At 56.2% G+C, this 26,742-nt stretch carries 20 protein-coding genes; 13 read left to right on the forward strand and 7 right to left on the reverse strand.

Annotated features, from left to right (window positions below; genetic code table 11):
- The first annotated feature begins 33 nt into the window (after positions 1-33).
- From EGT74_RS27305 to fucP, 11 genes are all read left to right on the forward strand, one after another.
- The gene (locus tag EGT74_RS27305) at positions 34-807 is read left to right on the forward strand and encodes a LuxR C-terminal-related transcriptional regulator (RefSeq protein WP_220392893.1); all 774 of its coding nucleotides are present in this window, start codon (positions 34-36) and stop codon (positions 805-807) included.
- A 313-nt stretch (positions 808-1,120) separates the two neighbouring features.
- Positions 1,121-3,259, forward strand: a complete 2,139-nt coding sequence (locus EGT74_RS16560) for a hypothetical protein (RefSeq protein WP_123847690.1) — start codon at positions 1,121-1,123, stop codon at positions 3,257-3,259.
- A 23-nt stretch (positions 3,260-3,282) separates the two neighbouring features.
- Entirely contained in the window at positions 3,283-3,867 is a 585-nt protein-coding gene (locus EGT74_RS16565) for a hypothetical protein (protein WP_123847691.1), read from the forward strand.
- A 169-nt stretch (positions 3,868-4,036) separates the two neighbouring features.
- Positions 4,037-5,050 (forward strand): LacI family DNA-binding transcriptional regulator, encoded by a 1,014-nt coding sequence (locus EGT74_RS16570; RefSeq protein ID WP_123847692.1) that lies wholly within the window; start codon positions 4,037-4,039, stop codon positions 5,048-5,050.
- A gap of 140 nt (positions 5,051-5,190) precedes the next feature.
- Positions 5,191-6,327, forward strand: coding sequence for a glycoside hydrolase family 172 protein (locus EGT74_RS16575; protein ID WP_123847693.1), 1,137 nt, complete (start codon positions 5,191-5,193; stop codon positions 6,325-6,327).
- A gap of 22 nt (positions 6,328-6,349) precedes the next feature.
- Positions 6,350-7,900 carry an aldehyde dehydrogenase (NADP(+)) gene (locus EGT74_RS16580; RefSeq protein ID WP_123847694.1) on the forward strand — a complete coding sequence of 517 codons (1,551 nt, stop codon included), beginning with the start codon at positions 6,350-6,352 and terminating at the stop codon, positions 7,898-7,900.
- Positions 7,901-7,940: 40 nt separating this feature from the next.
- Positions 7,941-8,723 (forward strand): L-fucose dehydrogenase, encoded by a 783-nt coding sequence (locus EGT74_RS16585; protein WP_123847695.1) that lies wholly within the window; start codon positions 7,941-7,943, stop codon positions 8,721-8,723.
- A gap of 19 nt (positions 8,724-8,742) precedes the next feature.
- Positions 8,743-10,344: a UxaA family hydrolase gene (locus tag EGT74_RS16590; RefSeq protein WP_181954753.1), complete on the forward strand. Its 1,602-nt coding sequence runs from the start codon at positions 8,743-8,745 to the stop codon at positions 10,342-10,344.
- A 36-nt stretch (positions 10,345-10,380) separates the two neighbouring features.
- On the forward strand, positions 10,381-11,604 hold the full coding sequence (locus tag EGT74_RS16595; protein WP_123847697.1) for a DUF6786 family protein: 1,224 nt from the start codon (positions 10,381-10,383) through the stop codon (positions 11,602-11,604).
- A 6-nt stretch (positions 11,605-11,610) separates the two neighbouring features.
- On the forward strand, positions 11,611-12,468 hold the full coding sequence (locus EGT74_RS16600; protein WP_181954754.1) for a fumarylacetoacetate hydrolase family protein: 858 nt from the start codon (positions 11,611-11,613) through the stop codon (positions 12,466-12,468).
- Positions 12,469-12,477: 9 nt separating this feature from the next.
- Complete coding sequence (gene fucP / locus EGT74_RS16605; protein ID WP_246008231.1) at positions 12,478-13,776, forward strand: L-fucose:H+ symporter permease; 1,299 nt, start codon at positions 12,478-12,480, stop codon at positions 13,774-13,776.
- On the opposite strand, the gene EGT74_RS16610 is transcribed toward fucP, so the two are convergent.
- The 7 genes from EGT74_RS16610 to EGT74_RS16640 all read right to left on the reverse strand — a co-directional run bounded on the left by EGT74_RS16610 (position 13,773) and on the right by EGT74_RS16640 (position 25,322).
- Positions 13,773-14,801 (reverse strand): hypothetical protein, encoded by a 1,029-nt coding sequence (locus tag EGT74_RS16610; protein ID WP_123847698.1) that lies wholly within the window; start codon positions 14,799-14,801, stop codon positions 13,773-13,775. The genes fucP and EGT74_RS16610 overlap by 4 nt on opposite strands.
- Positions 14,802-14,816: 15 nt before the next feature.
- Positions 14,817-16,592, reverse strand: coding sequence for a RagB/SusD family nutrient uptake outer membrane protein (locus tag EGT74_RS16615; protein WP_123847699.1), 1,776 nt, complete (start codon positions 16,590-16,592; stop codon positions 14,817-14,819).
- Between the two features lie 21 nt (positions 16,593-16,613).
- Entirely contained in the window at positions 16,614-19,661 is a 3,048-nt protein-coding gene (locus tag EGT74_RS16620; protein WP_123847700.1) for a SusC/RagA family TonB-linked outer membrane protein, read from the reverse strand.
- Between the two features lie 125 nt (positions 19,662-19,786).
- Positions 19,787-22,363 (reverse strand): GH116 family glycosyl hydrolase, encoded by a 2,577-nt coding sequence (locus tag EGT74_RS16625; protein ID WP_123847701.1) that lies wholly within the window; start codon positions 22,361-22,363, stop codon positions 19,787-19,789.
- A gap of 347 nt (positions 22,364-22,710) precedes the next feature.
- The gene (locus EGT74_RS16630) at positions 22,711-23,523 is read right to left on the reverse strand and encodes a helix-turn-helix domain-containing protein (RefSeq protein ID WP_123847702.1); all 813 of its coding nucleotides are present in this window, start codon (positions 23,521-23,523) and stop codon (positions 22,711-22,713) included.
- Positions 23,524-23,560: 37 nt separating this feature from the next.
- Positions 23,561-24,292, reverse strand: coding sequence for an SDR family oxidoreductase (locus tag EGT74_RS16635; RefSeq protein WP_123847703.1), 732 nt, complete (start codon positions 24,290-24,292; stop codon positions 23,561-23,563).
- Positions 24,293-24,302: 10 nt separating this feature from the next.
- Positions 24,303-25,322 carry an SDR family NAD(P)-dependent oxidoreductase gene (locus EGT74_RS16640; RefSeq protein ID WP_123847704.1) on the reverse strand — a complete coding sequence of 340 codons (1,020 nt, stop codon included), beginning with the start codon at positions 25,320-25,322 and terminating at the stop codon, positions 24,303-24,305.
- Positions 25,323-25,516: 194 nt separating this feature from the next.
- On the opposite strand from EGT74_RS16640, the gene EGT74_RS16645 reads away from it, so the two are divergent.
- Together EGT74_RS16645 and EGT74_RS16650 are read left to right on the forward strand one after the other, a co-directional pair.
- Positions 25,517-25,855 carry a winged helix-turn-helix transcriptional regulator gene (locus EGT74_RS16645; protein WP_123847705.1) on the forward strand — a complete coding sequence of 113 codons (339 nt, stop codon included), beginning with the start codon at positions 25,517-25,519 and terminating at the stop codon, positions 25,853-25,855.
- Positions 25,852-26,700: a helix-turn-helix domain-containing protein gene (locus tag EGT74_RS16650; protein WP_123847706.1), complete on the forward strand. Its 849-nt coding sequence runs from the start codon at positions 25,852-25,854 to the stop codon at positions 26,698-26,700. The genes EGT74_RS16645 and EGT74_RS16650 overlap by 4 nt, the downstream gene beginning before the upstream one ends.
- The last annotated feature ends 42 nt before the right edge of the window (positions 26,701-26,742 follow it).

The raw sequence follows: 26,742 nt of genomic DNA on the forward strand, positions 1-26,742 counted from the left end.
TCAACCTATATACCTGCAACCAATCACCTCCCTATGGCTCATTCCGATTATTACCTCACCGCCAGGAAATTCTGGAAAACCGTTACCGACAGCGATATCAAAATTCCCGACGCCCAGCTGCAGCTGCAACTGGAGGCGCATAAACGTTTGTTCAGCGTTTTCCAGGCAGGCAGCTATTATTACATCATATTCAACATGTACAAAAGCGAGCTGGATTTCGTGGACGCCAACATTACCCGTGTGCTCGGCTATGAACCGGAGGAGATGAACATCGCATTTTTCATGGAGAACATCCACCCGGACGACAAGCCGTACTTTCTCAACTTCGAATACCGCGTGGTGGAATTTTTCAAAGCGCTGCCCTTTGACAAAGTACCGAAATACAAAGTGCAATACGATATCCGCATCAGGGCCAAGAACAATACCTACGTCCGGCTGCTGCACCAGGCCGTGCAGATCGACTACGACGAAAAAAACTACTACCGCACCCTCAGCCTGCATACGGACATCAGCCATATCAAACAGGACGGCGCTCCCTGCTTTTCGCTGATCGGGCTCGACGGTGAACCGTCTTATTACAACATCCAGGAATCCAACATCTTCACCAAATCATACGACCAGTTCACCAGAAGGGAGCGGGAAATCCTGAAGTGCATCGTGGAAGGCAAAAGCAGCAAGGAAATCGCCGGTGAGCTGTTTATCAGCCTGCATACGGTGAACGCCCACCGGAAGAACCTCCTGTCGAAAGCCGGGGTGAAAACGCCTGTTGAACTGGTGAGAGTGGCCCTGAAAGAGGCCTGGGTATAATTTACCCCGCCCTGGTCCCCATTCCCTCCCGGAAAAAAAATAGCTAGTCCTGGTTATTTTCCCGTGTATGCCAACGCGATAACTTTGTATCGTAAAGGCCGCCATACCGGGAAAGCAGCAACTCCCGCGCAAGTGCGGCGGACCGTCCTATACTTTTTAAACATGAACCGTCGATAGCAAACATCGTTCACGAATATACCTGACCAAACAAACAAACACTTCAGCCAGGAGCGCTGAAAATCCATCAACCTGAAATGTACTGATAAGGAAAGGAGCACTTTCCTGTAGTTACGCTCATGTAAAATTTCCAAAAATGATAAGGTTCGTACTGATTGCAGCACTGCTGGCAATGAATGCACCCGTATGTTTCGGGCAGCTAAGCATCTATTTTTGCTATGAAACGCGTGAAGTGGGCTGGGCGGAAGGATTAAACAACACGGACGGGATCCGGGACTCGGAAGCCTGGAAGCATTGTAAGGTCCGGGGCGGCAAAAACCCGGTGATGGAATTCAGCAGGAATGGCTACGGGTGTTATGCCGTGGTAGCGGGGGTGGATGTGAACAGGGTCAAAACAAACGGCTGGGCGGCAGGCGCCGCCACGCAGGCAGAAGCCATCAGCGCGGCCAAAGCCATGGCCAGAGGCGCGGGCGCGGTGGAAAGCACCCTCTCCGTACTTGCCGCGGGATGCATCGAAAAGCCGGCCAAACAGGAGCCGGTATGGAGCGAATGGCATTCGGACCCATGCCCATACCTGGAATACCGCACCAAAACCCTCGAAGGCTACGACTGGAACTACCAGGTACATGCCTACATCGAGGTGCGATCAAAGTTCAAGGTACCGGTTACGTTTGTTTTCGAGCTGCTCGACAAAGACGGGCGCGTGCATTTCGGCGACCTGCACAAAGCGCAGCCGGGCGAAAAGATCGCGTTTGTCCATAAAATGAAAGCCAGCATCATCACGCGGATAAGAATAAAAGACCTGCAAAACGCCAACACGAAGAAGGCTATCACCTGCGACGATGCGGAAGGTGGTAAAACGCAGGCCGACAAAGACAGGGAAAGCCTGAAGGAAGCCATCGCCGAATACGACGCCCTCGCGCTCCAGACCCCGAACAGCCCCGCCAAAACCAGTATCTGCAACAACGCCCTCAATGCCATCATGGGCCGGTACGACGACCAGTATAAACTGAACGCGGTGAACGATGCCATCAGGCGACTCAAAGCCCTGGGCAATCAGCCCGTCAGCAAACCCGCAGACCTCTCGTCCGACATCCGTGAAATATCGCAAAAAGAGATCGACCTGGTCAACGAAATCAGGTCGGTTGAGCCCAATGCGGCTGTAAAGCCATGGGAAGGCGCGCCCACCGACAATGCGGCGTTCACCCTGCAAAGAAAAAAAGAGAACGTCGCCTACCTGGAAAACTACCTCGGCAAGGCCACCACCAAAGCCGCTGAAGAAAAAGCGGCGAAAGAGAAACAGAAAAACAGTTTCAACGGCCATATGCAGAAGGGCAACGAGGCCATGAACAGTAAAGACTATGCCGGCGCCATGAGCAGCTACCAGGCCGCCATCAACAGCACCACCGACGCCAACGACCAGGCCATGGCCAGGAGCAGCTACAACCAGGCCCTTGAAGCGAAAAAAACCGCAGACCGGCAGGTACGGGTGGCGGAAGCCAAAGAGCGCGACAAGGAAGAGGATGCCATCTACACCACCGCCGCCGTTGCAACGGTCGGGGCCATGGCCCTGATAAAAGACGGGTACAGCAGCAGGCCCTTTGCAGCCAAGTTCATGCTCGGCCTGGGATATGAGCATTCCCCCATCCTGAGCAACGGCACCGGTAAATCGTATATCGAAGAACGCAATCTCCTCACCATCCACCTGGGCTTCAACCTGGGCGTGCTGAACAACCGCGCGGTTTCAATCTACATGAAGCCGCAGGTTAACATCGGCATGAGCGCCTTCATGCCCGGCATCAGCGGCGGGTATGCCAGCTACGGCGCCACCGGTGTGCTGCAACTCGCTACCAGGAAGCATTCGAAATTCAATGTATTCGGCGAAGGCGGATGGTTCAAACACAGCGGCACCTTCAAGTACGACGCCGATGCGCAAAACAACACCGCCACGGACGATGTGCGGGAAGGCAATATGTCGTTTTCCAGGCTGGTATATGGCGGAGGTTTCATGCTGCGGTGGATCAATGACCACGCGGGTAAGGAAACCTATATCAGGCCGGGTGTATTCTTCGAACGGCCTTCGTTCTTTACCTCCGAAATCAAACCGGTATTGAGCATGAACCTGCAACTGTACATCTATAGCGCCATACTGCTTGACCTCACTTACACGCACAATACGTACATACCCGGCGAGTTGCAGCACCCGGCCACGCTCGAAAAGAAAAACGTCAGTTCATACGGCGTAAAAATCATCCGGCAGGGCAGGTTATATTAATCATCCAGTAAAAACAGCGCACCATGAAAAAGCATCTATATACGATCATGATCTTTTGTGCGGCACTGACCGCTTCCTGTTCGGAGGAATCCCCGATTGAGGGCCTGATTGCTTCGAAAGCCTCGGTCGCCACCATCAACGCCGAGATAGCCACCGGCGCCAATAAAACGATCACCCTCAACATCAACCATCAAACGCTTTCCCTGCAGATCGTCAGTTCCCGCACAACCGTTAACGGGGTCGAAAGCAGGGATTGCTCCCTCGCGATGGCGAACAATGCGGGCGTTTTCGCCCTGGTTCCCGGTTCGGCTTACATCAATACCATGGCCGGCGGCACTGAAATATCAGCGGCGGCGTTCGGCAGTCCGTCGTTCAGCGGCACCTTGTATTTTGTGACGAAACAGCCCAATGCCACCAGCTACAACTATGTCAATACGAACGGCGTGCGCTTCGACAACAGTTATTACATACCCTTCAAGGTAGTGCCCGGCAACGGGCAGGCCGCGCCGGTGTACGCCTACCTGCACTTCACCATTGCCGCCGAAAAGGTGACCCTTCATAAAATGGTTTACCGGACTTCCGGCAGCCTGTCGGCAGGCGGAGAATAAACAACCCGCTTCGAGTCTATACATGATCACCCGGGCACATCCCATGATGGAGGATGTGCCCTTTTTCCATCCGCCCATACCCGTTCCCTACCCTGCAACGCCCCTTTACCGGCAAATTTTTTCCAGCCAAAATTTGTTTACTTAAACGTTTAAGCATATTTTTATCCTTATGAAGAAAAAAACCTCGCTGAAAGATATTGCCCTCGAGGCAGGCGTGTCTACCGCGCTCGTATCTTACGTTCTCACCAACAAGGAAGAGAAAGCGAGGGTGGGCCAGGAAATGGCGAAAAAGATCCGGAAAATAGCCCAGAAGCTCAACTATCAGCCCAATCACATCGCCCGCAGTCTCAAGAGCGGCCGGTCGGATACCATCGGGCTGATCGTTGCGGACATTTCCAACCCCTTCTTCGGGAACATCGCCCGCACCATCGAAGATGAAGCCAAGCGGAATAATTATACGGTGATCTTCGGCAGCTCCGATGAGAACCTCGACAAATCCGGCGATCTCATCAACGTACTGCTGAACCGCCAGGTGGACGGGCTCATCCTCATCCCTACCGAGGGCTCGGAACAGCAGATCAAACAGCTCCGGAAACAGCCCGTGCCGTTTGTATTGATCGACCGGTATTTTCCGCAGATCCCCGTGAGCCAGATCGGCATCAACAATTTCCAGGCGTCGTATAACGCCATTACCCACCTGGTTAAAACAGGGCATCAACGCATCGGCATGATCGCGTATAAAACGGCGCTGTTCCACATCAACGAACGCAAGCGCGGGTACACCGAGGCCCTGGCGGACAACAAGCAGGCCAGCATGATGAAACTGGCCCGGTACTCCCACATCCGCGAAGAAACCCGGCAGGCGATCGACGAGCTGCTGCAGGGCCGCAAGCCGGCGGACGCGGTGTTCTTCGCCACCAACAGTCTTGCCATCGAAGGATTAAAATACATCAACGAACTGGGCATAAAAGTACCCGAAGAACTTGCCGTAGTGAGTTTTGACGAAAGTGAGGCCTTCGACCTCTATTATTCCCCGATCACCTTCATCCGCCAGCCGATACTGGAAATGGGAAACGCCGCCGTGCGCGTGTTGCTGGAACATATCAAAAACGGCGAGAAGAAACCGGAGAACATCTGTATCGATACGGAACTGGTGATCAGGCAATCCAGCAGCCGCCGCTGACACGCACAGACCACGTAAGGAACATACAACAACTTTAGCATCAGCATAGAACGGAACTGAACGACCACGTGCACATGAAAACAGACATCGTCAACACTGCTTAAACGATAAAGCAACATTATACCATAAAGTCACAACGTATGAAAAAACTGCTCCTGATCGCGCTGGCGGCCGGCATCTACGGTTCCGCACAGGCCCAGAAAACCTTCAACGGGCTCGATACCCACATCGGCAACCTGTACCGCCTCTCCGACGCCAAAACCCGGTCTATCAGCCCGGAAAACTTCACCGGCGAGCCCGGCAAAGGCGGCATGGCCACCCTCGAACAGGGCAATGCCCGCAATGCCGCGCGCGACCTCGGTCAGGGCTGGAAAGTCAATCCCTACATCCATATCGAACCGGGCAAGACCTTCACCCTCGCGGAAATCAACGGCTCCGGGGCCATCCAGCACATCTGGATGACGCCTACCGGCAACTGGCGTTATTCCATCCTCCGCTTCTACTGGGACGATGAAACCACGCCTTCCGTGGAAGTGCCCGTGGGCGATTTCTTCGGCATGGGCTGGGGCGAATATGCGCAGATGAATTCCCTCGCGGTGACCGTTAACCCGGGCAGCGCATTCAACTGCTACTGGACGATGCCCTTCCGCAAGAAGTGCAAAATCACGATGGAGAATATCAACACCGAACGCATGACGCTCTACTACCAGGTGGACTACACGCTTACCGAAGTGCCGGAAGATGCGGGGTATTTCCACGCGCAGTTCCGCCGCAGCAACCCGGTAAAGGGAGCGGATTTCACGCTGATCGACGGCATCAAGGGCAAAGGGCAGTATGTGGGCACCTACCTCGCCTGGGGCGTGAATAACAACGGCTGGTGGGGAGAAGGCGAGATCAAGTTCTTCATGGACGGCGACACCAAATTCCCGACCATCTGCGGCACCGGCACGGAAGACTATTTCTGCGGCTCCTATAATTTCGACAACAAAGGCAAATACCAGGAATTCTCGACACCCTACGCCGGCCTGCACCAGGTGATACGGCCGGACGGGCTGTACAAATCGCAGCAGCGCTTCGGTATGTACCGCTGGCATATCACCGACCCCATCCGTTTCGAAAAAGACCTGAAGGTCACCATCCAGGACCTGGGCTGGCGCAGCGGCGGCAGGTACCTGCCCCAGCAGTCGGACATCAGCAGCGTAGTATTCTGGTACCAGCGCGAGCCGCATGCGCCGTTCCCGAAACTGCCTTCAAAAGACGATATGGAAGTAAACTAAACAGCCGAATAAAAATCACATCATGCACGAGCCCGGATCACAACTCATAGGCAATACAGACAGCGCCGAAGGGCAACAGACCTTTCAGGCCTTCAGCCCGCAGCGGCAGGAATGGCTCACGCCTTCATTCCGCGAGGCGACGGCGGAAGAAATCAACCGCGCCGTCATGCTGGCGGCGGCGGCATTCAGCACTTACAAAAAAACGGACGGCGCGCAACGCGCGGCTTTCCTGCGCGCCATCGCGGACGGCATCGTTGCGCTCGGCGACGAGCTCATCAACACTGCCTCCGCTGAAAGCGGGCTGCCCCTGATGCGCCTGCAGGGTGAGCGCGACCGTACCACCAACCAGCTCCGGCTTTTCGCGGACCTCATCACGGAAGGCTCGTGGGTAAACGCGCGGATAGACAAAGGCGCCCCGGACGTCCGGCAGATACAGATACCGCTGGGCGTGGTGGCCGTTTTCGGCGCGAGCAACTTCCCGCTGGCCTTTTCCGTGGCGGGCGGCGATACGGCCGCGGCACTGGCCGCGGGTTGCACCGTGGTATGTAAAGCACACCCCGCACATCCGCATACCTCGCACCTTGTGGCTGAAGCCATACGCAAGGCCGCCGGCCAGACCGGCATGCCCGAAGGTGTATTCTCCCTGTTGCATGGCGCCACCATCGCAACAGGCCAGCAGCTGGCCGTTCATCCATTATTGTCCGCCATCGCCTTTACGGGCTCCTTCAAAGGCGGCAAGGCGCTATACGACACGGCTACACGCAGGGCCGTGCCCATCCCCGTGTTCGCGGAAATGGGCAGCGTGAACCCGGTTTTTTTCCTGCCGGGCATTCTGAAAGAAAAAGGGGAAACCCTGGCCACGCAGTTCCTGCAATCGCTCACCATGGGCGTGGGGCAGTTCTGCACCAACCCGGGGCTGTTCATCACACACGCGGAAAACGGCGCGTTCATGGACACGCTGCAAAAGAACATCGCCGCATTGCCCGCGGGCTGCATGCTGACGCCGGGCATCCTGGATGCGTACAACAAAGGGCTCGGGCAACTGCGGCAGGCCGGCGCACAGGTGCTGGGCAAAGCGGAAGGCAACGCACACGAAGCCGCCCCTGCCCTTCTGCAGATCAGCGTACAGCAGGCCATCGCCAACCCGGCGCTGTGCCATGAAGTGTTCGGTCCCTCGTCCCTGCACATCCGTGCAAACGGTCCGCAGGAGCTGTACAGTCTTGCCGCGGCGCTGGAAGGCCAACTCACCGCCACCATTCACGGCACGGAAGAAGACCTCCGGCAGCATGCCGGGCTGGTGGACATTCTCCGGGAAAAAGCCGGCCGGCTCGTGATCAACGGTTTTCCTACAGGCGTGGCCGTTAATCATGCCATGGTGCACGGCGGTCCCTGGCCGGCCACCACACCGGCGGCGGGCACCTCCGTGGGCACGGCGGCCATTTACCGCTTCTGCAGGCCGGTGTGTTACCAGGACTTCCCTGCTTACCTGCTGCCGCCGGAGCTCCAGGACGGCAACCCGCTGGGCATCTGGCGGCTGCTGAACGGGCAGTTCTCCAAAGAGGCGCTGCAGTAACACATTTGTTCATCTCTATTTCCTAAAACATACTTTATTTATGGACCTGGGTTTAAAAGACAAGATCATCATCGTGACAGGAGGCGCCAAAGGCATCGGCGCGGCGATTTCAGCCGTGCTCGCAGAAGAAGGCGCCATTCCCGTGATCATCGGCAGGAATGAAGAAGACAACCTCCAGCACCTGGCCCATATCGAACGGTCCGGCGGCCAAGGCTGGCAGGTAACGGCCGAGCTCACCGAGCCCGACGAATGCAGGGAAGCGGTGAAAGCCATCGCGGCGAAGTTCGGCAGGATAGACGGGCTGGTGAACAACGCGGGCATCAACGATGGTGTGGGGCTGGAACACGGCGGGTATGAAAAGTTCATGCGGTCGCTGCACCGCAACCTCGTGCACTATTACCTCATCGCGCACCATGCGCTGCCTTACCTGAAAAAGAACAAGGGCGCCATCGTCAACATCAGTTCCAAAACCGCGGAAACCGGCCAGGGCAACACTTCCGCCTATGCCGCCGCGAATGGCGGGCGCAATGCCCTCACCCGCGAATGGGCCGTGGAGCTGCTGCCCTACTCCATCCGCGTGAACGCCATCGTGGTGGCCGAATCATGGACGCCGCTTTACGAAAACTGGATCAATACCTTCAACGATAAAGAAAGCAAACTGGCCGGCATACTCGCCGGCATCCCGCTCGAGAAACGGATGACGACGCCTGAAGAAATCGCCCAGACGGCGGCTTTTCTGCTCTCGTCCAAATCCAGCCACACCACGGGCCAGCTTATTCATGTGGACGGCGGGTATGTGCACCTCGACCGGGCCCTGAAATAAACCTTCCAACTCCATTCATATGCGCCAACAGATCATTCAGATACATCCTAAAGACAACGTGTGGGCCGCCCTCCAGGACGTACCGGCCGGTACCGCCATCAACGGCGTGACGGCCGTGCGCGACGTGGCGGCGAAACATAAACTGACGAAAGAATTCATTCCCAAAAACGGGCCCGTGATCATGTACGGTGTGCTGGTGGGGCTTGCCAACGAAGACCTGCCCGCCGGTGAACTGGTGACCACCAGAAACATCCGCCATGCTTCCGGCAGTTTCTCCGTGAAAGAAGAAAGGCACACGGAATGGGAGCGCCCCGACGTTTCCCGCTGGGCGCAGCGTACGTTCATGGGTTACCACCGCTCCGACGGGCGCGTGGGCACCGGTAACTACTGGGTGATCATCCCCATGGTGTTCTGCGAAAACCGCAACGTACAAACGCTGCACAAAGTGCTGGTGAACGAGCTGGGCTACACCCAAGCCAACCCTTACGAAACCATGCTGCGGCAGCTGCTTCACAGCACCGCGCCCGAGCAGCCTTTACCGGCGCAGAGCCGCAGGTTCGCCAATATCGACGGCATCAAACTGCTGAGCCATACCCTGGGCTGCGGCGGCACGAAAGACGACGCACGCACGCTCTGCGGGCTGCTGGCCGGGTACATCACCCATCCCAACGTAGCGGGCGCCACCGTGCTGAGCCTGGGCTGCCAGAACGCGCAGCTGGAAATGCTGCAGGAAGAAATCGAAAAAAGAGTGCCCGGCTTCGACAGGCCGGTGATCTGCCTGGAGCAGCAAAAGATCGGTTCCGAAAAAGACCTGATGGAACAGGCGCTGCAACGCACGTTCGAAGGCCTTGCAAAAGCCAACGAACAGCAACGCGCGCCCGCACCGCTGAGCAAGCTGATCATCGGCATGGAATGCGGCGGCTCCGACGGCTTCTCCGGCATCTCCGCCAACCCCGCCGTAGGGCGCGTAGCGGACATTGTGGTAGCGCTCGGCGGTTCCGTCATTCTCTCCGAATTCCCGGAGCTGTGCGGCGTGGAACAGGAACTGAGCGACCGTTGTGTAGACACCACCCTTGCCGCCCGTTATACCCAGCTGATGCGGGAATACGCCGCCCGCGCGGAAGCGGTAGGCTCCGGCTTCGACTCCAACCCTTCCGCCGGCAACATCCGCGACGGGCTCATCACCGACGCCATCAAATCCGCGGGCGCCGCTAAAAAAGGCGGTTCCTCGCCGGTGACCGATGTGATCGACTATCCCGGACGCGTTTCGAAACCCGGTCTGGCCCTGCTGTGCACACCCGGCAGCGACGTGGAATCCACCACCGCCGAAGTAGGCGCCGGCGCCAACATCGTACTGTTCACCACCGGCCTCGGTACGCCCACCGGCAACCCGGTGACGCCCGTGCTCAAATTGTCGACCAACACCAGGCTGGCCACTAAAATGCAGGACATCATCGACCTCGATACCGGCCCCATCATCAGCGGCGAAGCGTCTATCGACGAAGTGGCCGCCCGTATCATGGATCTGGTGATCGACACGGCGGGCGGACAATACACCGCCAAAGCGCAGGTGCTGGAGCAGGACGATTTTATTCCATGGAAAAGAGGCGTATCGCTTTAACACAACAACATTTTATACCACATTAATTCCTTAGTTATGAAATTGAACATCCTCGCAGGCAGCCTGCTGGCCGTCACCATCGGCTGTAACGAAGCGGCGGAGAAAAAAGACGCCCCGCCCGGCAATTTCGGCGAAGACGTGGCCTTCCTGCAAAAACACCTGCAGAATGTAGTGGTACTGCAAAGCAGCGGCGACAGCAGCCGCGTTGTGGTGACCGGCGACTACCAGGCCCGTGTGATGACCAGCACCGCCGGCGGCGATGCCGGCAAAAGTTTCGGCTGGCTCAATTACGGCCTGATCGCTTCCGGCAAGCTCAACCCCCATATCAATGCATTCGGCGGGGAAGAGCGGTTCTGGCTCGGTCCCGAAGGCGGCCAGTACTCGCTGTTCTTTCCGCCCGGCAAACCTTTCGATTTCGACAACTGGCAAACGCCGGGGTTGATAGACACGGCGCATTACACCGTCCGTTCACAATCCGCCGGTGAAATCACTTACGAATACGCCGGCAACGTGCAGAACTATTCCGGCACCAATTTCCGGCTCGGCATCACCCGCACCATCCGGCTGCTGAACAGCCAGGCGATTGCCGCCCGCATCAGCGCCGCATTGCCCGAAGGCATTAAAAGCGTGGCTTACGAAACGGAAAACGTGCTCACCAATACCGGCGACAGCGCCTGGCAGGAAGAACGCGGCCTCATGAGCATCTGGCTGCTCGGCATGTTCAAACCATCGCCGCAGACCGCCGTGATCGCGCCGTTCAAAAACCTCCCCGACGCACGGAAACACATCACCGACGATTATTTCGGCAAGATACCGCCACAGAACCTGCAGGTCAAAGACAGCCTGCTGCTCTTCCGTGCGGACGGCAAGGCGCGCGGCAAACTCGGCCTCTCCCCGCAGGTGGCCAAACCCGCGGCCGGCAGCATCGACCTCGAGAACAACACCCTCACCGTGCTCTTCTACGACGTGGTGCCCGATGGCCGTTATGTAAACTCGAAATGGGAGCTGCAGAAAGAACCGTTTAAAGGCGATGCCGTGAATTGTTATAACGACGGCCCGTTGGCAGACGGCTCACAGATGGGGCCTTTTTACGAAGTGGAATCATCGTCAGACGCCAGGGCCCTGAAACCCGGCGAATCCCTGACCTACCGGCAGGTGACCATGCATTTCGAGGGCAGCCGCGAGGCCCTGCAAACGCTCGCGCAGCAGCTGTGGCAACTGCCGCTGGGTGATGTGCAACAATTCCTCCAAACAAAATAATCCCGTATGAATACCATCCGCATTTATAAAACACCGGGCGCGCTCCTCGCCTTTCACCAGGGGCAGTATTATTCCTTCCTGACCGACTGGAACAGCTTCGTGAACAGGAAAGGCCTCTACCAGGCCATCCTGACCGAACTGAACAGTAAACAGCCCATGGATAAAACCGCCGCGGAAAAGATCATCGCCAGCACCCTGGAAGCCCCCATCGCCACGCAGGAAGTATGGGCGGCCGGCGTCACTTACTTCCGCAGCCGCACCGCCCGCATGGAAGAATCAGAAGATTCCGGCGGCGCTACCTTTTACGACAAGGTATATGAGGCGGAAAGACCCGAGATATTCTTCAAAGCCACACCCCACCGCGTATCCGGCCACCTGCAAACCGTATACATCCGCAATGATTCTTCGTGGGACGTGCCCGAGCCGGAACTGACGCTGTTCGTGAGCAGCCACGGCACCATCGAAGGCTACACCGTCGGGAACGATATGAGCTCCCGCAGCATCGAAGGCGAAAACCCGCTCTACCTGCCGCAGGCGAAGGTGTACGAAAAATGCGCCGGGCTGGGGCCCTGCCTCACCGTCACGGACGTACCCATCCCGCCGGACACGCTCATCAAAATGGCGATCTACCGCAACGGTACGCAGCAGTATGCCGATAGTGTGACCATCAGCCAGATGAAGCGCAGCCACCAGGAACTGGTGGACTACCTGTTCAGGGGTTGCGCCTTCCCGGAGGGGTGTTACCTGATGACGGGCACCTGCCTGGTGCCGGAAAACAGCTTCACGCTGCAGGACAACGACCGGGTAGAGATCAGCATCGACCACATCGGCACGCTGATCAACGAAGTACAGACCATGCATTAAAACGCCGTTATGAATTCCACACTTGAAATGAAAAACGAAACGCTGTCGCCCCCCACGCGCAACAGCGCCCTGAAGCTGACTTTCGTGCTGGTGGTGAGCCTCTTCTTTTTATGGGCGCTCACCGGCAACCTCATTCCCGTGCTCATCCCGCACCTGCGGAAAGCCTGCCAGCTGAACGATTTCCAGTCCGCCTTCATCGATTCCGCGTATTGGGTGAGTTATTTCTTTTTTGCGCTGCCCGCGGCCTGGGTGATGCGGAAATGGAGTTATAAAACAGGCATCATCACCGGGCTGCTGATCGCCGCTGCCGGGGCCGTGCTGTTTTTTCCCGCGGCGGAACTGCGTTCATTCGGATTATTCCTCTTCGCGCTGTTCCTTGTGGCGGCGGGCATGACCTTTCTTGAAACGGCGGCCAATCCTTACATCACCGTCATCGGGCCGAAAGAAACGTCCGTGCAGCGCCTCAACTTCGCGCAGGCCTTCAACGGGCTGGGCGCGTTTGTGGCGGCGTTTTTCCTGAGCAAGGTGATTTTATCCGGCAAGGAATACAGCGAAGCGCAGTTAAGCGCCATGAGCCCGGAAACGCTGAACAGCTATCTGCTGAGTGAAGCGCGGTCGGTGCAGGTGCCTTACCTCGTCATTGCCGGTACGCTGCTGGTAGTGGCGCTTATTTTCAGGCTGGCGCATTTCCCGAAAGTGCAGGAAGAACATGGCAGCGGATTCAGCCTGAACCTCCGGGTGTTCCGCCATACGCATTTCCGCTGGGGCGTGATTGCGCAGTTCGCTTACGTGGGCGCGCAGGTATGCATATCCAGCTTTTTCATCCGGTATGCGGGCTTCAGCGCCGGTATGCCCGAAACGGAGGCGACCACCTTCCTGGGCATGCTGCTGCTTTGTTTTATGCTGGGGCGTTATGCGGGTACGCTGCTGATGCGGAAGATCGCCCCACGCCTGCTGCTGATGATCTACAGCGGGGCCTGTGTGCTGCTGCTGGCGTATTGCGTGCTGCACGGCGGCATGATGGGTGTGTATTTCCTGCTGGCGGTGGAATTCTTCATGTCCATCATGTTCCCCACCATTTTTTCCATGGCCATCAAAGACCTGGGTAACGAAACAAAAACCGCGTCCGCATTCCTCGTGATGTCGATCGTAGGCGGTGCGCTGGTGCCGCTGGGATTGGGCGCCACGGCGTATTATTACGACGTGCAGCTGGCTTATGCGGTACCACTCGTTTGTTTCGCGGTGGTACTATATTACGCCTGGCGGCATTCGCTGCCGGCGCCGGTAAAAGAACTGCCTTCCCTCTAAAGGGAAAGCAGTTCTTCCGCTGTTTTACGGCTCAGGCCGAAATAAAAACGCTGGCCGGGCACATACCTTTCACGCAGTTCAAAATTCTCGAACGAAGGCCCGCCCGGTATGTCGATATAATGCTTCGGGTCGTTCCCTCCGCCGTTCCAATACTTCGCCCGGCCGTTTACCCGCACCTGCAACGAGGCATCGGCGTCCTTCTTTTCTTTCCGCCAATATTGCGTCAGCATATAGAAAGGCCGGTAACGCCAGTTCCACCGCATCAAATACGCCGGCTGCTGCGGCCATGCAGCCAGTTCGGCGAATGACTCGTCGGGCGTGGCGGCTACGATCCAATCGCCGTTCTTTCCCCTTCTCATGCGATCGGCGGGATATGGGCTCTTCTCGATGAAATCGATCCCGTCAAATCCCGCATACAACGCCCTTGCATTCACCACGGAATCTTTGAGGTACAATTTCCTGAGCCGGGAATAGTTGCCCATGGTGGCCGTAATGCCGCACCGTTCCATCGGCGCGCTGTCGGGGTGATGGAACACTTCTATACACACCTCCTCTGGCCTGTTCCGGAAAATGCTCAGTTTCAGGTAAGGATGCGCGCCGTTGGCGAATTGTTCGATCTGTACGTACATGCCCACCGCATCGGGGGTATTGAACGTATCGCTGACCCACATCAGCTTGCCCCACTTTCCGTCCGAAGCGGAAGGAGAAATTTCACTGAATTCAATACGCCCGTTCACCACCGGCTCCACTGCCATGTAGTTGATGTGGTAAACAAGGCCCATGTATTCGTAACCGATGCGGAACAATCCCCTCGGCCCGCCGTTGGCGCCCTGCTTCAGGTTTTCGATAGCGGCGGGCCACAAACCCACCACAATGCCGTTACGGGCGCCCCATACCGTGCTGTCGCGGCGAATCCAGTCGTTTGCCTGCGCGGAGGCACAGAGATGCAGGCCGGTCAGTGCGGCGGCTGTCAGTAAATACCTGCGCACGGATGTAACCATCCGTGCGCGTTTGTTGTTGCTCATAGTTTCCAGTTTATACTACCATCCCGGATTCTGTACCAGGTTCCGGTTTTTGTTGATTTCTTCCTGTTGAAGGGGCCAGAGATAGTGTTTCGGGGAAACGAACACCCGTTTCTCCACCACCACCCTTTTGTAAAAATTGTTGTCGCCGAGGTTGGTGCCCGCGCCGATGTTCATGCCGTGAATTTCCTTGCTGTCGATACCTGCGGCGATTTTCCAGCGGCGGGTATCGAAATAGCGGTGTGTTTCAAAAGCCAGTTCAATCCTTCTTTCGTGCCAGATACGCATCCGCATCTGGTCCTGCGAAAGCCCCGCCGGCAAAGACGGCAGCCCTGACCTGTCGCGGATGAGGTTCACATATTTATACACGTCGGCCACCGGGCCGTCCATCTCGTTGAGCGCTTCCGCATAGTTCAGGTAACTTTCGCCCAGCCGGTAGTAGATGAAGGTATTCAATGAAAACCTGTTCTGGAAGATGTCCGACGTGGGATTCACCATTTTTTTCATCAGGTAACCGGTGATGCAATAATCGGAACCTGCGCGTTTACGCCCGTCCAGCCCCTCGAACCAGAACTGGATGCCGCGCCCTTTCCAGATGGCGCCGTTGAAGTTGATGCTGGCGTAGAACCGCGGTTCGCGGCCCACGTACATGTTCCGTACACCGGCAGGATAATAATCCTTCGGGTGTTTGGCCGCTACATACCCCGTTTCCACGTAACCGGAAGCGGGATTCACCACAGGCGAGCCATCCGCGGCATACCCCGTGATGGGCCGCTCGCCGTTCGCCATTTCATAATCGTCTACCAGCTCCTGGGTAGGACAAAATATCGAGAACCCGCCGAAACCGATGGGATTGCTGCAGCGCTCAAAATGCGAATGCTCTCCGGCATTGCGGGCAAACAATACTTCCACGTTGTTCCGTTCGATGAACACTTCCTGGTAATTGCGCACGGGGTCGTTGCTGGCCGAGCGGTACAGGCGGTAACCATTCGCCTCCACCCCGTCTATACATTCTTTTGCCGCTACCGCCGCTCTTCTCCACCTTTCCTTGTCAAATGCCGGGAACAGCTGCACCCCTTCCCCGTCTTTCACGTTCACATAATCCGGGTTGCCGTTCCACAGCGGGCTGGCCATGTAGAGCAATGCCTGCGCCTTGAGCGCCAGGGCCGCGGGCCTGGTCACCCGGCCGTACTGGTCTGCCCCCACCCGCCAGTCGAGCAGCGGCATGGCCTTATCGCATTCGGCCACGATAAAATCGATCACCTTGTTCACCGGCTGCCGGCGGATTTTTGAATAGTCTTCGCTCAGGGTAAACGCATGGTCGCTGATGGGGATGGCGCCGTAAATGCGGGCCAGCATAAAGTGATAAAACGCGCGGAGAAAGGTGGCTTCCCCAATCCATCTTTTGCGTTCTGCTTCGTCCATAGGCACGGCGCCCACATTGTCGAGGAAAATATTGGTTTTCCGGATGCCTTCGTACATAAAGCCCCATACGTCCGGAAAAAAGTCGTTGGCGCTCCAGGCGCCGGAATTCAGCAGATGCGAGTACGCGCCGAGGAAAGTGATTTCCATTTCATCGCTGGCGCCGGTATAGGGATTGCGCTGATCCCAGTCAGCCGCACCCAGCATAACGGGCACATTGTGGTAGGCGGAGGAGAGGAACGATTCGGCGTATTTCCTTTCAGAGAATACCTTCTTGATGTCCAGGTCTTCATCCGGAGCTTTCTTCAGGTAGTCTTTCGTGCAGGATGCCACGCAGAACAGTATGGTGATCAGAAAAAGTGACTTTTTCATCTTGTTGGTTTGAAGATTGAATTAAAATGAAAGCTGCGCCCCGAAGTTGATGCTGCGCTGTAAAGGATATCCGCCGGTGCCGTAATCGGACTCGGGGTCTATCACCTTGATCTTGTCCCAGGTAACGAGATTATACCCGTTGATGAAAATGCGGGTATTGTCGAGGCCGATTTTCTTCAGCGCCGCCACCTTGAACGTATAGGCCACCTCCGCGCTCTTCAGGCGCAGGTAAGCAGCGTTCTGCAAAAACATGGTGGACGTTCTGTTATTGTTCGGGTTCTGGTAGGGCGACACGCGGGGATATTTGGCATCCTGGCGCTGCGGCGTCCAGCGGTTGTCGTAGTATTCGCGCAGGATGTTGTAAGTGCCCAGCCCCATCTGGAAGGCGTACATCGAAGGGCCGTCCACGAACAGGCTGGCCCTGGCCGCTCCCGTAAAGAACACGCTCAGCTCCACCCCTTTGTATGCAACGCTGGCGCCGGCGCCGTACACCATTTGAGGGGTGCGCGGGTAGCCGATGGGCACGCGGTCGTAATCATCCACCACACCGTCGTTGTTGTAATCCTGGTACTTGATGTCGCCGGGTTTTACCTGGTCCATAAAATTCTGTTTCGGGCTGCGCTCGATGTCCGCCTGATCTTTGAAGAACCCCAGCGCGATGAGGCCCATGGGCTGATCGATGGGCAGGCCTACGAACGACTGGTAAGGGTATTTCGGGATGGGATCGTCGTTTTGCGTGCAGATGCTTTTGGCGTAGGTGATGGTGCCGCGGAAGCTATAATAGAAGCCTTTGCGGGTAGTATGTTTTACTTCCAGCATGGCGTCGATGCCGGTGTTTTTGGCCTTGCCGAGGTTGGCGTAGGGCAACGTCCAGGGGTAATAGCCGGTTACACGGGGAATCACGCCACGCTGTATCAGTATCCCATCGCGCTGTTCCTTGAATGCATCCACCTGCAGGTTCACGATGCCGCTCAGCAATTCAAGATCGAAGCCGATATTGGACTTGGTGGCCACTTCCCAGGTCACGTCATCGTTCCCGATCTGCGCTTCTTCAAAGCCCTGGTAAAAACGCTGGTTGTCGCCAAAGAAGTACGACTGCCCCTGCCGGTTGATAGTGGTGAGGAACAGGTAACGCCGCCCCCCGATCTGGTCGTTGCCCACCTGGCCAAATGAGCCCCTGATCTTGAGATGCGATACCGCATCAAAGTTCCAGAACTTTTCGCGGGTGAGCACCCAGCCTGCCGACACCGACGGGAAGAACCCGAACTGTTTGCCTTCCGGGAAATTCTCCGAACCGTTGTAGCCCGCGTTCACTTCCGCGAGGTAGCGGTTGTCGTAGTTGTAGGTGATACGCCCTGCCAGCCCCTGACGACGGTACGGCAGGTTGCTCAGGGTAGAGCCGGCCGTGAGGTCGATGTACTCGCGGCGGTTGCCTAATATCATGCCGGTAACGGTATGTTTGTTGAAGGAGCGGTTGTAGTTGACGGCCACTTCCGTGTAATAGGCACGGTTGGCGCCGTTGTTCACCACGTAGCGCATGGGCTGTTCTTCCCGGATGGGCGGGGATGAATAACGGTCGTTGCCGTTGGCGTCTTTGCCCAGGTACTGTTTGATGGCGTATGGTTTGATACGATCCGTGGAGGCGGAATACCAGTGATCGTACGAAAAAAGCCCGCGTACGGAAAGGCCTTTGGTGACGAGGGAAGAGAGGTCCCAGCGCCCGCCGAATGTGCCCTGCAGCGTATTCCTGTCTTGCCGCGTATACCCCGCCTGCGTTACGAGCCCCCAGGGGTTATTTTGCAGGTAGGAAGTGGAAGCGCCGGCGATGGAGCCGTCAGGGTTTATTTTGGGATAGTTGATGGGAGACGTGATGCGGAGCGCGTTAAAAATATCCGGCGCGCGGGTACCGGGATAGTTGCCCTGCTGTATCACCCCGCCGATGCCCAGTTCGAGGCTGATGGTGGGTGACACGTTGATATCTACGTTCGAGCGGAAGTTATACCGCTTCATCTGTGCGTTGGTTTTGTAGGCGTTCTTCGGATCCTGCTTATAGATGCCGTTCAGTATCGTATACCCTACGTTCGTATAATACTTGATGATCTCATTACCGCCGGTCACGCTGAGGTTGTTGATGGACTGGAAGGTGTTCCGTTTCAGCACGGCGTCTGTCCAGTCCACATCCGGGTACAGGTAAGGATCCGACCGGTCCCTGAACTTGCGCAGCTCGTCATCCGTGTACCGGGCCGGCAGATTGTCGTTCACCAGCGCCTCATTGATGAGGCCCGCATATTCAGGCCCGTTGATGTACTGGGGCAAGCGCATGGCCTGCAGCGTGGCGTTTTCCGTACGGAACACCACGCGCGGCCGGCCGGTGACGCCTCTTTTGGTGGCGATCAATATCACGCCGTTCGCCCCTCTCACACCATATACCGCGGTGGCCGACGCGTCTTTCAGGATGGAGAAACTTTCTATTTCCTGGGTGTTGATGTTGTTGATGTCGCGCTCTACCCCATCCACCAGTATCAGCGGGCTCCTGTTCGCCCAGGTGCCGAAGCCCCGGATGAAAATGGCAGCCCCGTCGTATCCCGGCTCTCCGGAGCTTTGCCGTGTGATGATGCCCGGCATGCTGCCCGCAAGGGCGTTAGATAGTGAAGGAGTGGCGATCCGCTGCAGGTTGTTCACCGGTACACTGGAGATGGCCCCCGTTACCGTCGCTTTTTTCTGCTTGCCGAAACCCACCACCACCACATCGCCAAGGTTACTCGACTGCTGTTTGAGCGATACATTCAATACGCTGTTATTACCCACGGTGATGGCCTGCGTTTCAAAACCGATGTAGGTAAATACCAGCATGGCGTCGTTCCCCGAAACCTTGATGGCATAGGTTCCGTCCGGGTAAGTGGTGGTGCCCACGGGCGAGCCCTGTACAACGATGGTCACTTCCGAGAGCGGCTTGCCGTCGGCAGCGGAAGTCACTTTACCGGTGACGACCTTCTGCGCTTGCGCCGCGGTGATACAGGTGAGGAGGAACACAAAAAAAACGGAGCGTCTTTTTTGTTGAGCAGGCATTGAAAGCCGACAACTTTTCATAAACGTGATGATTTTTAGGTGGATAGGCAAATGAAGCTTAATCGTTTAAGCAAACGAAACGTAAAAAACCTGTATTTTGCTGTTGTCCGTATGATCCTGGCTGATTATCCTAGTTGCATTGTTTTTCCTGATACGATGGCCCGCTTTACGGGGATGGTGCCGAATGCTACCTGCAGCGAGGGTTTACCGTTCCGCAGACTTACGGTACCGAAACCTTTCGCCGTGGAAATGAAGCTGGAAAAGTCCCCCACTTTCGAGTCGATGAACAGCGTACCGTCTACCGCATCGTAGCGCACGCCGGTGAGGCCCTGCAGCATGCCGTAACTGCTCATGGCCCTGGCGTACCAATGGCCGCATTCGTATTCGTTGAAGGGATTGCGCACGGAGCCATCGTAGCGGCCGCGGCAGGCGCGTACGATGTCGAGGCCCTTTTCCACTTCGCCCATGAACATCAGGTGGGAAGCTACCTGGTATTCGATGCCCGTCCACACTTCGTTGCTGTACACGAACGGCAGCGAGAGCTTCCCTCCTTTCGGCCAGGAGCACAGCAGCAGTCCCCCTTCATTACCCAGCGCAAAGGTGGGGCGCTGCGGGTTGGCGTGCGCGCTGAGGTCTTTTTTAAGATTGTATTGGTGTACGGCGAGCAGGTGGCTTTTTGTTTTGGCGGCATCCACCGGCTCTTCCATGCCGCAGACGCGGGCTATCCAGGAGCCGAGTATGCCGTCGGACAAACAGCCCTCGCCATACTGGTACTTGGGGCCTTCCGCTTTCAGCAGGCGCTGCGCCTCTTCCGAATAGTGCGTATGGAACGATTGTGCTTTGGCCGGGTCGGGTGCGTTGAGCCCCGTCCATTGTATTTTCTGGATGAAGTATTCGCCGTTGAAGAGCGTTGTTTCAAGGTATTGTTTGCCTTTTTCGTAGAGCGACTGGTAATCGGCCACATCGCTGTTCAGATGTTTGCCCATGAGCGTGAAGGCTTTCAGTGCGCCGAGGTAAAAGCTGGTGCACATGCCGGTGGGGCCCCAGAACTCGATGTCGTAGGTGTTGTGGTGCGGTTCTTCCACCACTCCTTTCTTGCGCGGGTCCCAAGTACGGATGCAATAATCCATGCTCGTTTTGACGGCGGGGAAGATGTTTTTCAGCCAGTCGTTGTCGCCGCTGATACGCCACTCGCGGTATACCTTCATGATGCCGCCGAGCTGCCCGTCCGCCGCCGCGTGGAAATTGTGCACCAGCGGGGAAATGGGAATATTGGCGCGGAATCCCTGGTGCCCGTCCGCATTCTGGTTTTCTTTGAACTCCGTGTTGCGCAGGCTTCTTTCCAGGTTGGGAAACAGGTGCGGCACGGCCTGCGCGTAGTTCCATACGTGCGTACAGGAACCGTGGCAACTGCCCCAGTTGTCGCCGCTGCCCTCCCAGCACCAGAAGCGGCCGTCGTACTGGCGCATCACTGTCGCCGATTTGAGAATGGTGAGATTCGCGGCCACGGCTTCAATCACTTCCGGAGGCAGGGTGCTTTTGTAGAAGGTGCTTGTGAAGAGCGAAGTTTTTTGATGGAGGGTGTCGTAATTGGTTTTCCAGTAATCCGCTACTTCGTTGATGTTTTTAAAACGGTGGCTGTACCAGGGGCGGTGAAACTTCGGCTGGTCCGGATGATCGCCGCTCGCATCGTCGCCGATGCGCAATTTGGAATCCGGCACGTACCACGCCATCAGCAGGCGGATCGTCTTTTTTTCTCCCGGTCCCAGGCGGAAGGGCACGAAGAGCGAAGCACCCGGCGCGTCTTTTCCCACGGGCGGGTTGTTTTTGACCTCCGCTGCCTGCACGGTGTTCCATACCATCGACAACGGGTCGAACCAGCCGCCCCGGAACCAGCAATGGTCCGTTACCGTGGCTTTGTCTGTTGTGAAGATGGCGAAGTGGCCCTGCTTTTCCGGTGCATTGGCCGTGGCATCCTGCGACAGGATAAAACCCTGCTGCAAGGCGCTGATATGATTTCCCGCTTCTCCCTGCCGCATGAAGTTCCGGGTATTGTAAGAAAACACGTATTCCTGGGAGGATTTACCGGTGTTGGTGAACTGGTATTCGATTGCGCCCACGGGCAGGCTGGAATTATCTTCATCGGTGGGCACGAAGGGGCTCCATCCTTTTATCTTTACGGCTAAAGGTATTGCGGTGTCTTTCAGCGAGATGTCGGCAAAGGGAAAACGTGCCTTGAACTCCGCTTCCTCAAACCGCGGAAGGCCCCAGGTAGCGCCGCCCGTACCACCCAGGCCCGCATCGCGCTGGCCGAACTTTTTCCAGTCGGGAATCTGCTGTTCCAGCACTCTTGCGCCGCCGGGCATTCCTTTGATGCTGATGGCCGCAAACATCGCCGGTTCGAAAAACATTTCAGGGTTATGCCGGATAGACATATGTGAGATGGCGCCCGAGCCTTCGATGCAGAACATGCCCGCCCCGATGCCGCCAACCGGGAAAGCGATGCGGTTGTTGTATTTTCCTTTGTAGGGCTCGTTGAAACCACGGGCACCGGGTGCTTTGCCCGTTAACGCGCCGGTGTTCTGTTCATGGGCAGACGCCGTGTCTTTCGCGGTAACGATATTGGGCAGCGCTGCCGCGCCTATCCAGCCCAACGTAAAATTCTTCAGAAAATGACGGCGGTTTTTACTTGATTTCTTCATGGCAATAGTTCGTTCGTATTGTTTTTTTGGTAAATGCGGAGCGGCATTGTCTACCCGTCTTTTTCATAGTTGTTTCTCCCGTGGAATGCCTTGTCTATCCTTCGTTACAGCGCAAAAAAGCATCCTCCCGGCCTTTGGAGGGCCGGGTTCTTTTCATAACGCTTAAACGTTTAAGCAAATGGATATAAAAAAAGGAGCTTTCGCTTCGGAGATGAAAGTAGAATATTTAAAAATATCTTCCAAATTTTTTTTGCTGCACAGGAGTTTGCAGCCGTTGTGTTGTAATCGCCGTGGTGGTTTCATACAGGAATCGTGTATCGTGCGCGGGTCTCCACCATCACCAGCCGTCAACTCCGCTTCAGCCCCAGCTCCGTGGGCGAGTACCCATAATACTTCTTGAACGCAAAAGAAAAATGCGAAAGGTTTTCAAACCCTACTTCATAACAAACATCGATCGGTTTCATTTTCTTTTCCGCCAGGTGGTAATGCGCCAGCTCCAGCCGTTTTTTTGTAAGCCATCGTTGCGGCGTGGTTTGAAAGGCTTTTTTGAAATCGCGTTTGAAAGTGGTGAGGCTTCTTCCTGTGAGGTATCCGAATTTTTCGACGGGCATGTTGAACATGAAGTTTTTCTCCATATATGTCATCAGGTCTATTTTCCCGGGCTCCTCGAAATTGGCCAGGATGTCGTCTACTTCCGGGTCGATAGCCCGGAGAATGCTGATGGCTTCGGTAATTTTCAGGGAGGCGATATTGTCCGGCAGCGCTTTCATATCGAAGTAAGGAATCAACGAAGCCAGGCAGCTTTCAAGCAAAGGATGATTGTTGTAAGTACGGATGGGCTGCGCTTGCGGCAGCTGCGGCCTGACAGACAGCGGGGCATAAAATTCCCGCAGCCTGTCGGCCGACAAATGCATCACCACCGTTTTATGCGGCTGCCCGTTCTTCGGGTAGTTGATGATCGTGGCGAGCTGGTTCCGGGGAATCAGGAAGATGTCTCCCTGTTTCAGGAAATAAGTCGCATCGGCCTGCACGATTTTCGTTTCACCGGAGATGAACCATACGAGCATGTGTTCTTCGAACAGAATGTCGGACTTGAAGAACTTATCGTCGTAGCAGGACAGTTTGATGTCAGGGGTGATATATTTGGCAGTGTATTCCATATTGAGCTACGTGATAAAGTTAGGAAAAAGTGTGCTATCAGATCGACTGTCCACCGTCTATCATGAATTCAGCGCCGGTAATGAAAGCAGCATCCGGACCGGACAGATAAACAACGAGCTTCGCGACCTCCTCCGGAGCGCCGAACCGCGATAAGGGGATACCGCTGAGGATGCGATCCTGCATTCCCTGCTCCTCCAGCCCGGATTTGCCCATGATTTCCGTGGCCACCGGGCCGGGGCTCACGGCATTCACACGGATTTTGCGTGGGGCCAGCTCCAGCGCGGCCACCTTAACGATGGCGTTAACGGCCGCTTTGCTGGCTGAATAAACGGAAATACCGGGCGTAAAGGTAGATGCGGAAGTGGAAGACAGCATGATCACCGAAGCATGGTCGTTCAGGATGGGTATAAACCTCCCCAGGGTGAAAAACGCCCCTTTCAGGTTCACGTTCATGATGCTGTCGAACATTGTTTCCTCCATGGATTCAATCGGCGCAAACCGGGAGATGCCGGCATTGACCATCAGGATATCCACCTTCCCGAATTGCCGGGAAATACCGTCGACAAGTGCGTCGATACCGGGAAGACTGGCCTGATCCGCTACCAGACCGCTCACGCCGAGCTCCAGCGCGGCTTTCTCCACCGCGTCCTTTCTTCTTCCGGTAATGATCACTGTGGCTCCCTGCTCTTTCAGCGCCCTCGCGGAGGAATACCCAATCCCGCTGTTACCGCCGGTGATGACTGCTATCTTTCCTGTTAGATTTGACATGATGGTGCGTTTAACTGATGTGAAAAGATATGCCCGTTACTTCCTCGCTCCAGTTCCACAGGCGTTTGGCATTTGTCTCGTCGAGCGAATATTCGCGTACACCGCGGATAGTAGCAGGGTCGTCGTATTGATGATTGATTTGGCCGTGGTCCAGCTCCGCGATGTCGGCATTTTCGCAGTACACGCCCCCGATCTGATTGAGCAATGGGCTGGTAGCGCACCAAACAGTGGTTGCAGCGCCCTGCGGGATGGTTTTCAGTTTGGCGGCCACCTCAGGATAAATATTCCCCTCCGCATCGCACATGCCCATTTGATGAAACATCTCCACATTGGCCTCCCTGCCCAGTTCCGTACCATTGATGGAGCCGGGATGGAGGGAATAGGCCCTTACCCCGAAAGTTTTTCCCCGGTTGTCGAGCTCAACGGCAAAGAGGTTGCTGGCGGTTTTTGATTGGCCGTATCCCTGCAGGGTTTCATATGCCCGCTCCGTGAAATTGGGGTCTTCGAAGTGGAACGGCGCCATCTGGTGTCCGAAGGAAGACACGTTGATCACCCTGGCGCCCTGCGCTTTTTTCAGTGCCGGCCACAACCGTGCCGTGAGATGGAATTGCCCGAGGTAGTTGGTGGCGAGCTGGGATTCGATACCCCGGCTGTCGCGTCGAAGGGGCACCCACATAATACCGGCGTTGTTGACAAGGATATGCAACGGCTGGCCGCTGGCGAGGAATTTTTCAGCAAACGCGTCGATGGATGCCGGCTGCATGAAGTCTACCGCTTCGAGTGTTACGTTTGGTATGTCTCCGAGGTGCTTACGGGCTTTGTCGATGTCGCGGGCAGGAACGATCACCGCAGCCCCGGCGGCGGCCAGCGTTTTGACGGTTTCCAGACCAATGCCGGCGTTGCCGCCCGTTACGATCGCTGTTTTACCGCTGAGGTTGATGCCGCGGATAACTTGACTGGCGGTGGAGGTAGCGCTGAAGCCGGATTGAAGCGGTTGTTGCAGGGCGCCCTGGTAGTTGTTTTGTTTCATGATGAGTGTTTGTTTTTGTTGAAACAAAATTAGGTAGCCGTTCAGCGACCGGCTTTGTTCAGAAGGCCGAAGTTACTTTGTTCAAAAGGTCACTTTTTTGACGGGGAATGCGAAGGCTCTACGGGGAAAATTGTTTTGTTTTACCGGGTGCGTATTTTTGTTCGGATTAGATAGTAACGTTAAATCAGCAAACAATGCTCACCGGACAAGGATGCCCTGCTACGATGCTTTCCATCAAAGATGCCCTGGAAGCGCTGGAAGGAAAGTGGAAGCTCCTGATCCTGTTCTCGCCGTCATCGCGGCCAAAACGGTTCAGGCAGGTAGCGAAAGACGTGGAAGGGATCACGGATAAAATACTGTCGAAGGAACTGAAGGCCCTCGAAGCCAACCAGCTGGTGAAGCGGGAGGTGTTCAGCACCTTTCCGCCGACCGTTGAATATTCGATTACCCCGCATGGCCGGTCACTCGAGAAAGTACTGGCGGAACTGCACTACTGGGGCCTCGCTCACCGCAAAACCATCATCGGAAAATGAGCGCCAACACCCATATCCCGTTACGGCATATTGCTCCGCCGCCCGGCGAAGCGGGCTTTTCGGGTGATTTCACGATCCGGGACGTCGCGGATATGCTGGCGGGAAAAGACATGGTGCAGGAGCTGCACCGCCACGACTTCTATTACCTGCTCGCTTTGCAAAAGGGCGCGGGCACACACGCTATCGATTTTACACCGTATGCGATACGTGACCATGTGGTGTTTTTCATGCGACCGGGACAGGTGCACGAGTTGACGCTACATACAGACTCCACTGGTTACCTGCTGGCGTTTAAGGCCGATATTTCAGATGGGGAATTGCTGCGCAGGACGGCCGCGCAGAACGCCTATTATTTCGATGCCGGCGAATTCGGGCGGCTGCTGTCACTGTTAGCGGACATGTTCCGTGAATACATCAACAAACCCCACGAACACCTGAAGGTCATCAAAGCCAATCTGAGTATCTTTCTCATTAACCTTATACGGCAGCAGGATGACAGCCCCACCGGTACGGCCGGCCACTACCGGCAGGAGCGTTTCGCTGAATTCTCATCGCTGCTGGAAACGCACATCACCACCCATAAGCAGGTATCCGCATACGCGGCTATGCTGCACCTCTCCCCTTACCAGCTCAATGCCATCACAAAATCCGTCGCCGGTAAAACATGCTCCGCGCTCATTGACGGGCAGATTGTACTGGAGGCCCAAAGACTGCTCCTCGCCACCACCGCCCAGGTAAGCCAGGTTGCGTTTCACCTGGGCTTCGAAGATGTATCCTACTTCATCCGCTTCTTCCGGAAACAGACAGGTTTTACACCCGAGGCATTCCGCGAAAACTACCGGTAAATCCTGCCGGACTATACGTTTGTCCTATACCGGATACGACCA

The sequence above is a fragment of the Chitinophaga lutea genome (assembly GCF_003813775.1).
GTDB classification, from domain to species: Bacteria; Bacteroidota; Bacteroidia; order Chitinophagales; family Chitinophagaceae; genus Chitinophaga; species Chitinophaga lutea.

Excerpts from the sequence above, each read along its gene's own strand:
- EGT74_RS16565 (WP_123847691.1), top strand. The coding sequence starts at position 3,283 with ATGAAAAAGCATCTATATACGATCATGATCTTTTGTGCGGCACTGACC.
- EGT74_RS16620 (WP_123847700.1), bottom strand. The coding sequence starts at position 19,661 with ATGCCTGCTCAACAAAAAAGACGCTCCGTTTTTTTTGTGTTCCTCCTC.
- EGT74_RS16570 (WP_123847692.1), top strand. The coding sequence starts at position 4,037 with ATGAAGAAAAAAACCTCGCTGAAAGATATTGCCCTCGAGGCAGGCGTG.
- EGT74_RS16630 (WP_123847702.1), bottom strand. The coding sequence starts at position 23,523 with ATGGAATACACTGCCAAATATATCACCCCTGACATCAAACTGTCCTGC.
- EGT74_RS16625 (WP_123847701.1), bottom strand. The coding sequence starts at position 22,363 with ATGAAGAAATCAAGTAAAAACCGCCGTCATTTTCTGAAGAATTTTACG.
- EGT74_RS16560 (WP_123847690.1), top strand. The coding sequence starts at position 1,121 with ATGATAAGGTTCGTACTGATTGCAGCACTGCTGGCAATGAATGCACCC.
- EGT74_RS16615 (WP_123847699.1), bottom strand. The coding sequence starts at position 16,592 with ATGAAAAAGTCACTTTTTCTGATCACCATACTGTTCTGCGTGGCATCC.
- EGT74_RS16590 (WP_181954753.1), top strand. The coding sequence starts at position 8,743 with ATGCGCCAACAGATCATTCAGATACATCCTAAAGACAACGTGTGGGCC.
- EGT74_RS16645 (WP_123847705.1), top strand. The coding sequence starts at position 25,517 with ATGCTCACCGGACAAGGATGCCCTGCTACGATGCTTTCCATCAAAGAT.
- fucP (WP_246008231.1), top strand. The coding sequence starts at position 12,478 with ATGAATTCCACACTTGAAATGAAAAACGAAACGCTGTCGCCCCCCACG.
- EGT74_RS16575 (WP_123847693.1), top strand. The coding sequence starts at position 5,191 with ATGAAAAAACTGCTCCTGATCGCGCTGGCGGCCGGCATCTACGGTTCC.
- EGT74_RS16580 (WP_123847694.1), top strand. The coding sequence starts at position 6,350 with ATGCACGAGCCCGGATCACAACTCATAGGCAATACAGACAGCGCCGAA.
- EGT74_RS16600 (WP_181954754.1), top strand. The coding sequence starts at position 11,611 with ATGAATACCATCCGCATTTATAAAACACCGGGCGCGCTCCTCGCCTTT.
- EGT74_RS16595 (WP_123847697.1), top strand. The coding sequence starts at position 10,381 with ATGAAATTGAACATCCTCGCAGGCAGCCTGCTGGCCGTCACCATCGGC.
- EGT74_RS16610 (WP_123847698.1), bottom strand. The coding sequence starts at position 14,801 with ATGAGCAACAACAAACGCGCACGGATGGTTACATCCGTGCGCAGGTAT.
- EGT74_RS16635 (WP_123847703.1), bottom strand. The coding sequence starts at position 24,292 with ATGTCAAATCTAACAGGAAAGATAGCAGTCATCACCGGCGGTAACAGC.
- EGT74_RS16585 (WP_123847695.1), top strand. The coding sequence starts at position 7,941 with ATGGACCTGGGTTTAAAAGACAAGATCATCATCGTGACAGGAGGCGCC.
- EGT74_RS27305 (WP_220392893.1), top strand. The coding sequence starts at position 34 with ATGGCTCATTCCGATTATTACCTCACCGCCAGGAAATTCTGGAAAACC.
- EGT74_RS16640 (WP_123847704.1), bottom strand. The coding sequence starts at position 25,322 with ATGAAACAAAACAACTACCAGGGCGCCCTGCAACAACCGCTTCAATCC.
- EGT74_RS16650 (WP_123847706.1), top strand. The coding sequence starts at position 25,852 with ATGAGCGCCAACACCCATATCCCGTTACGGCATATTGCTCCGCCGCCC.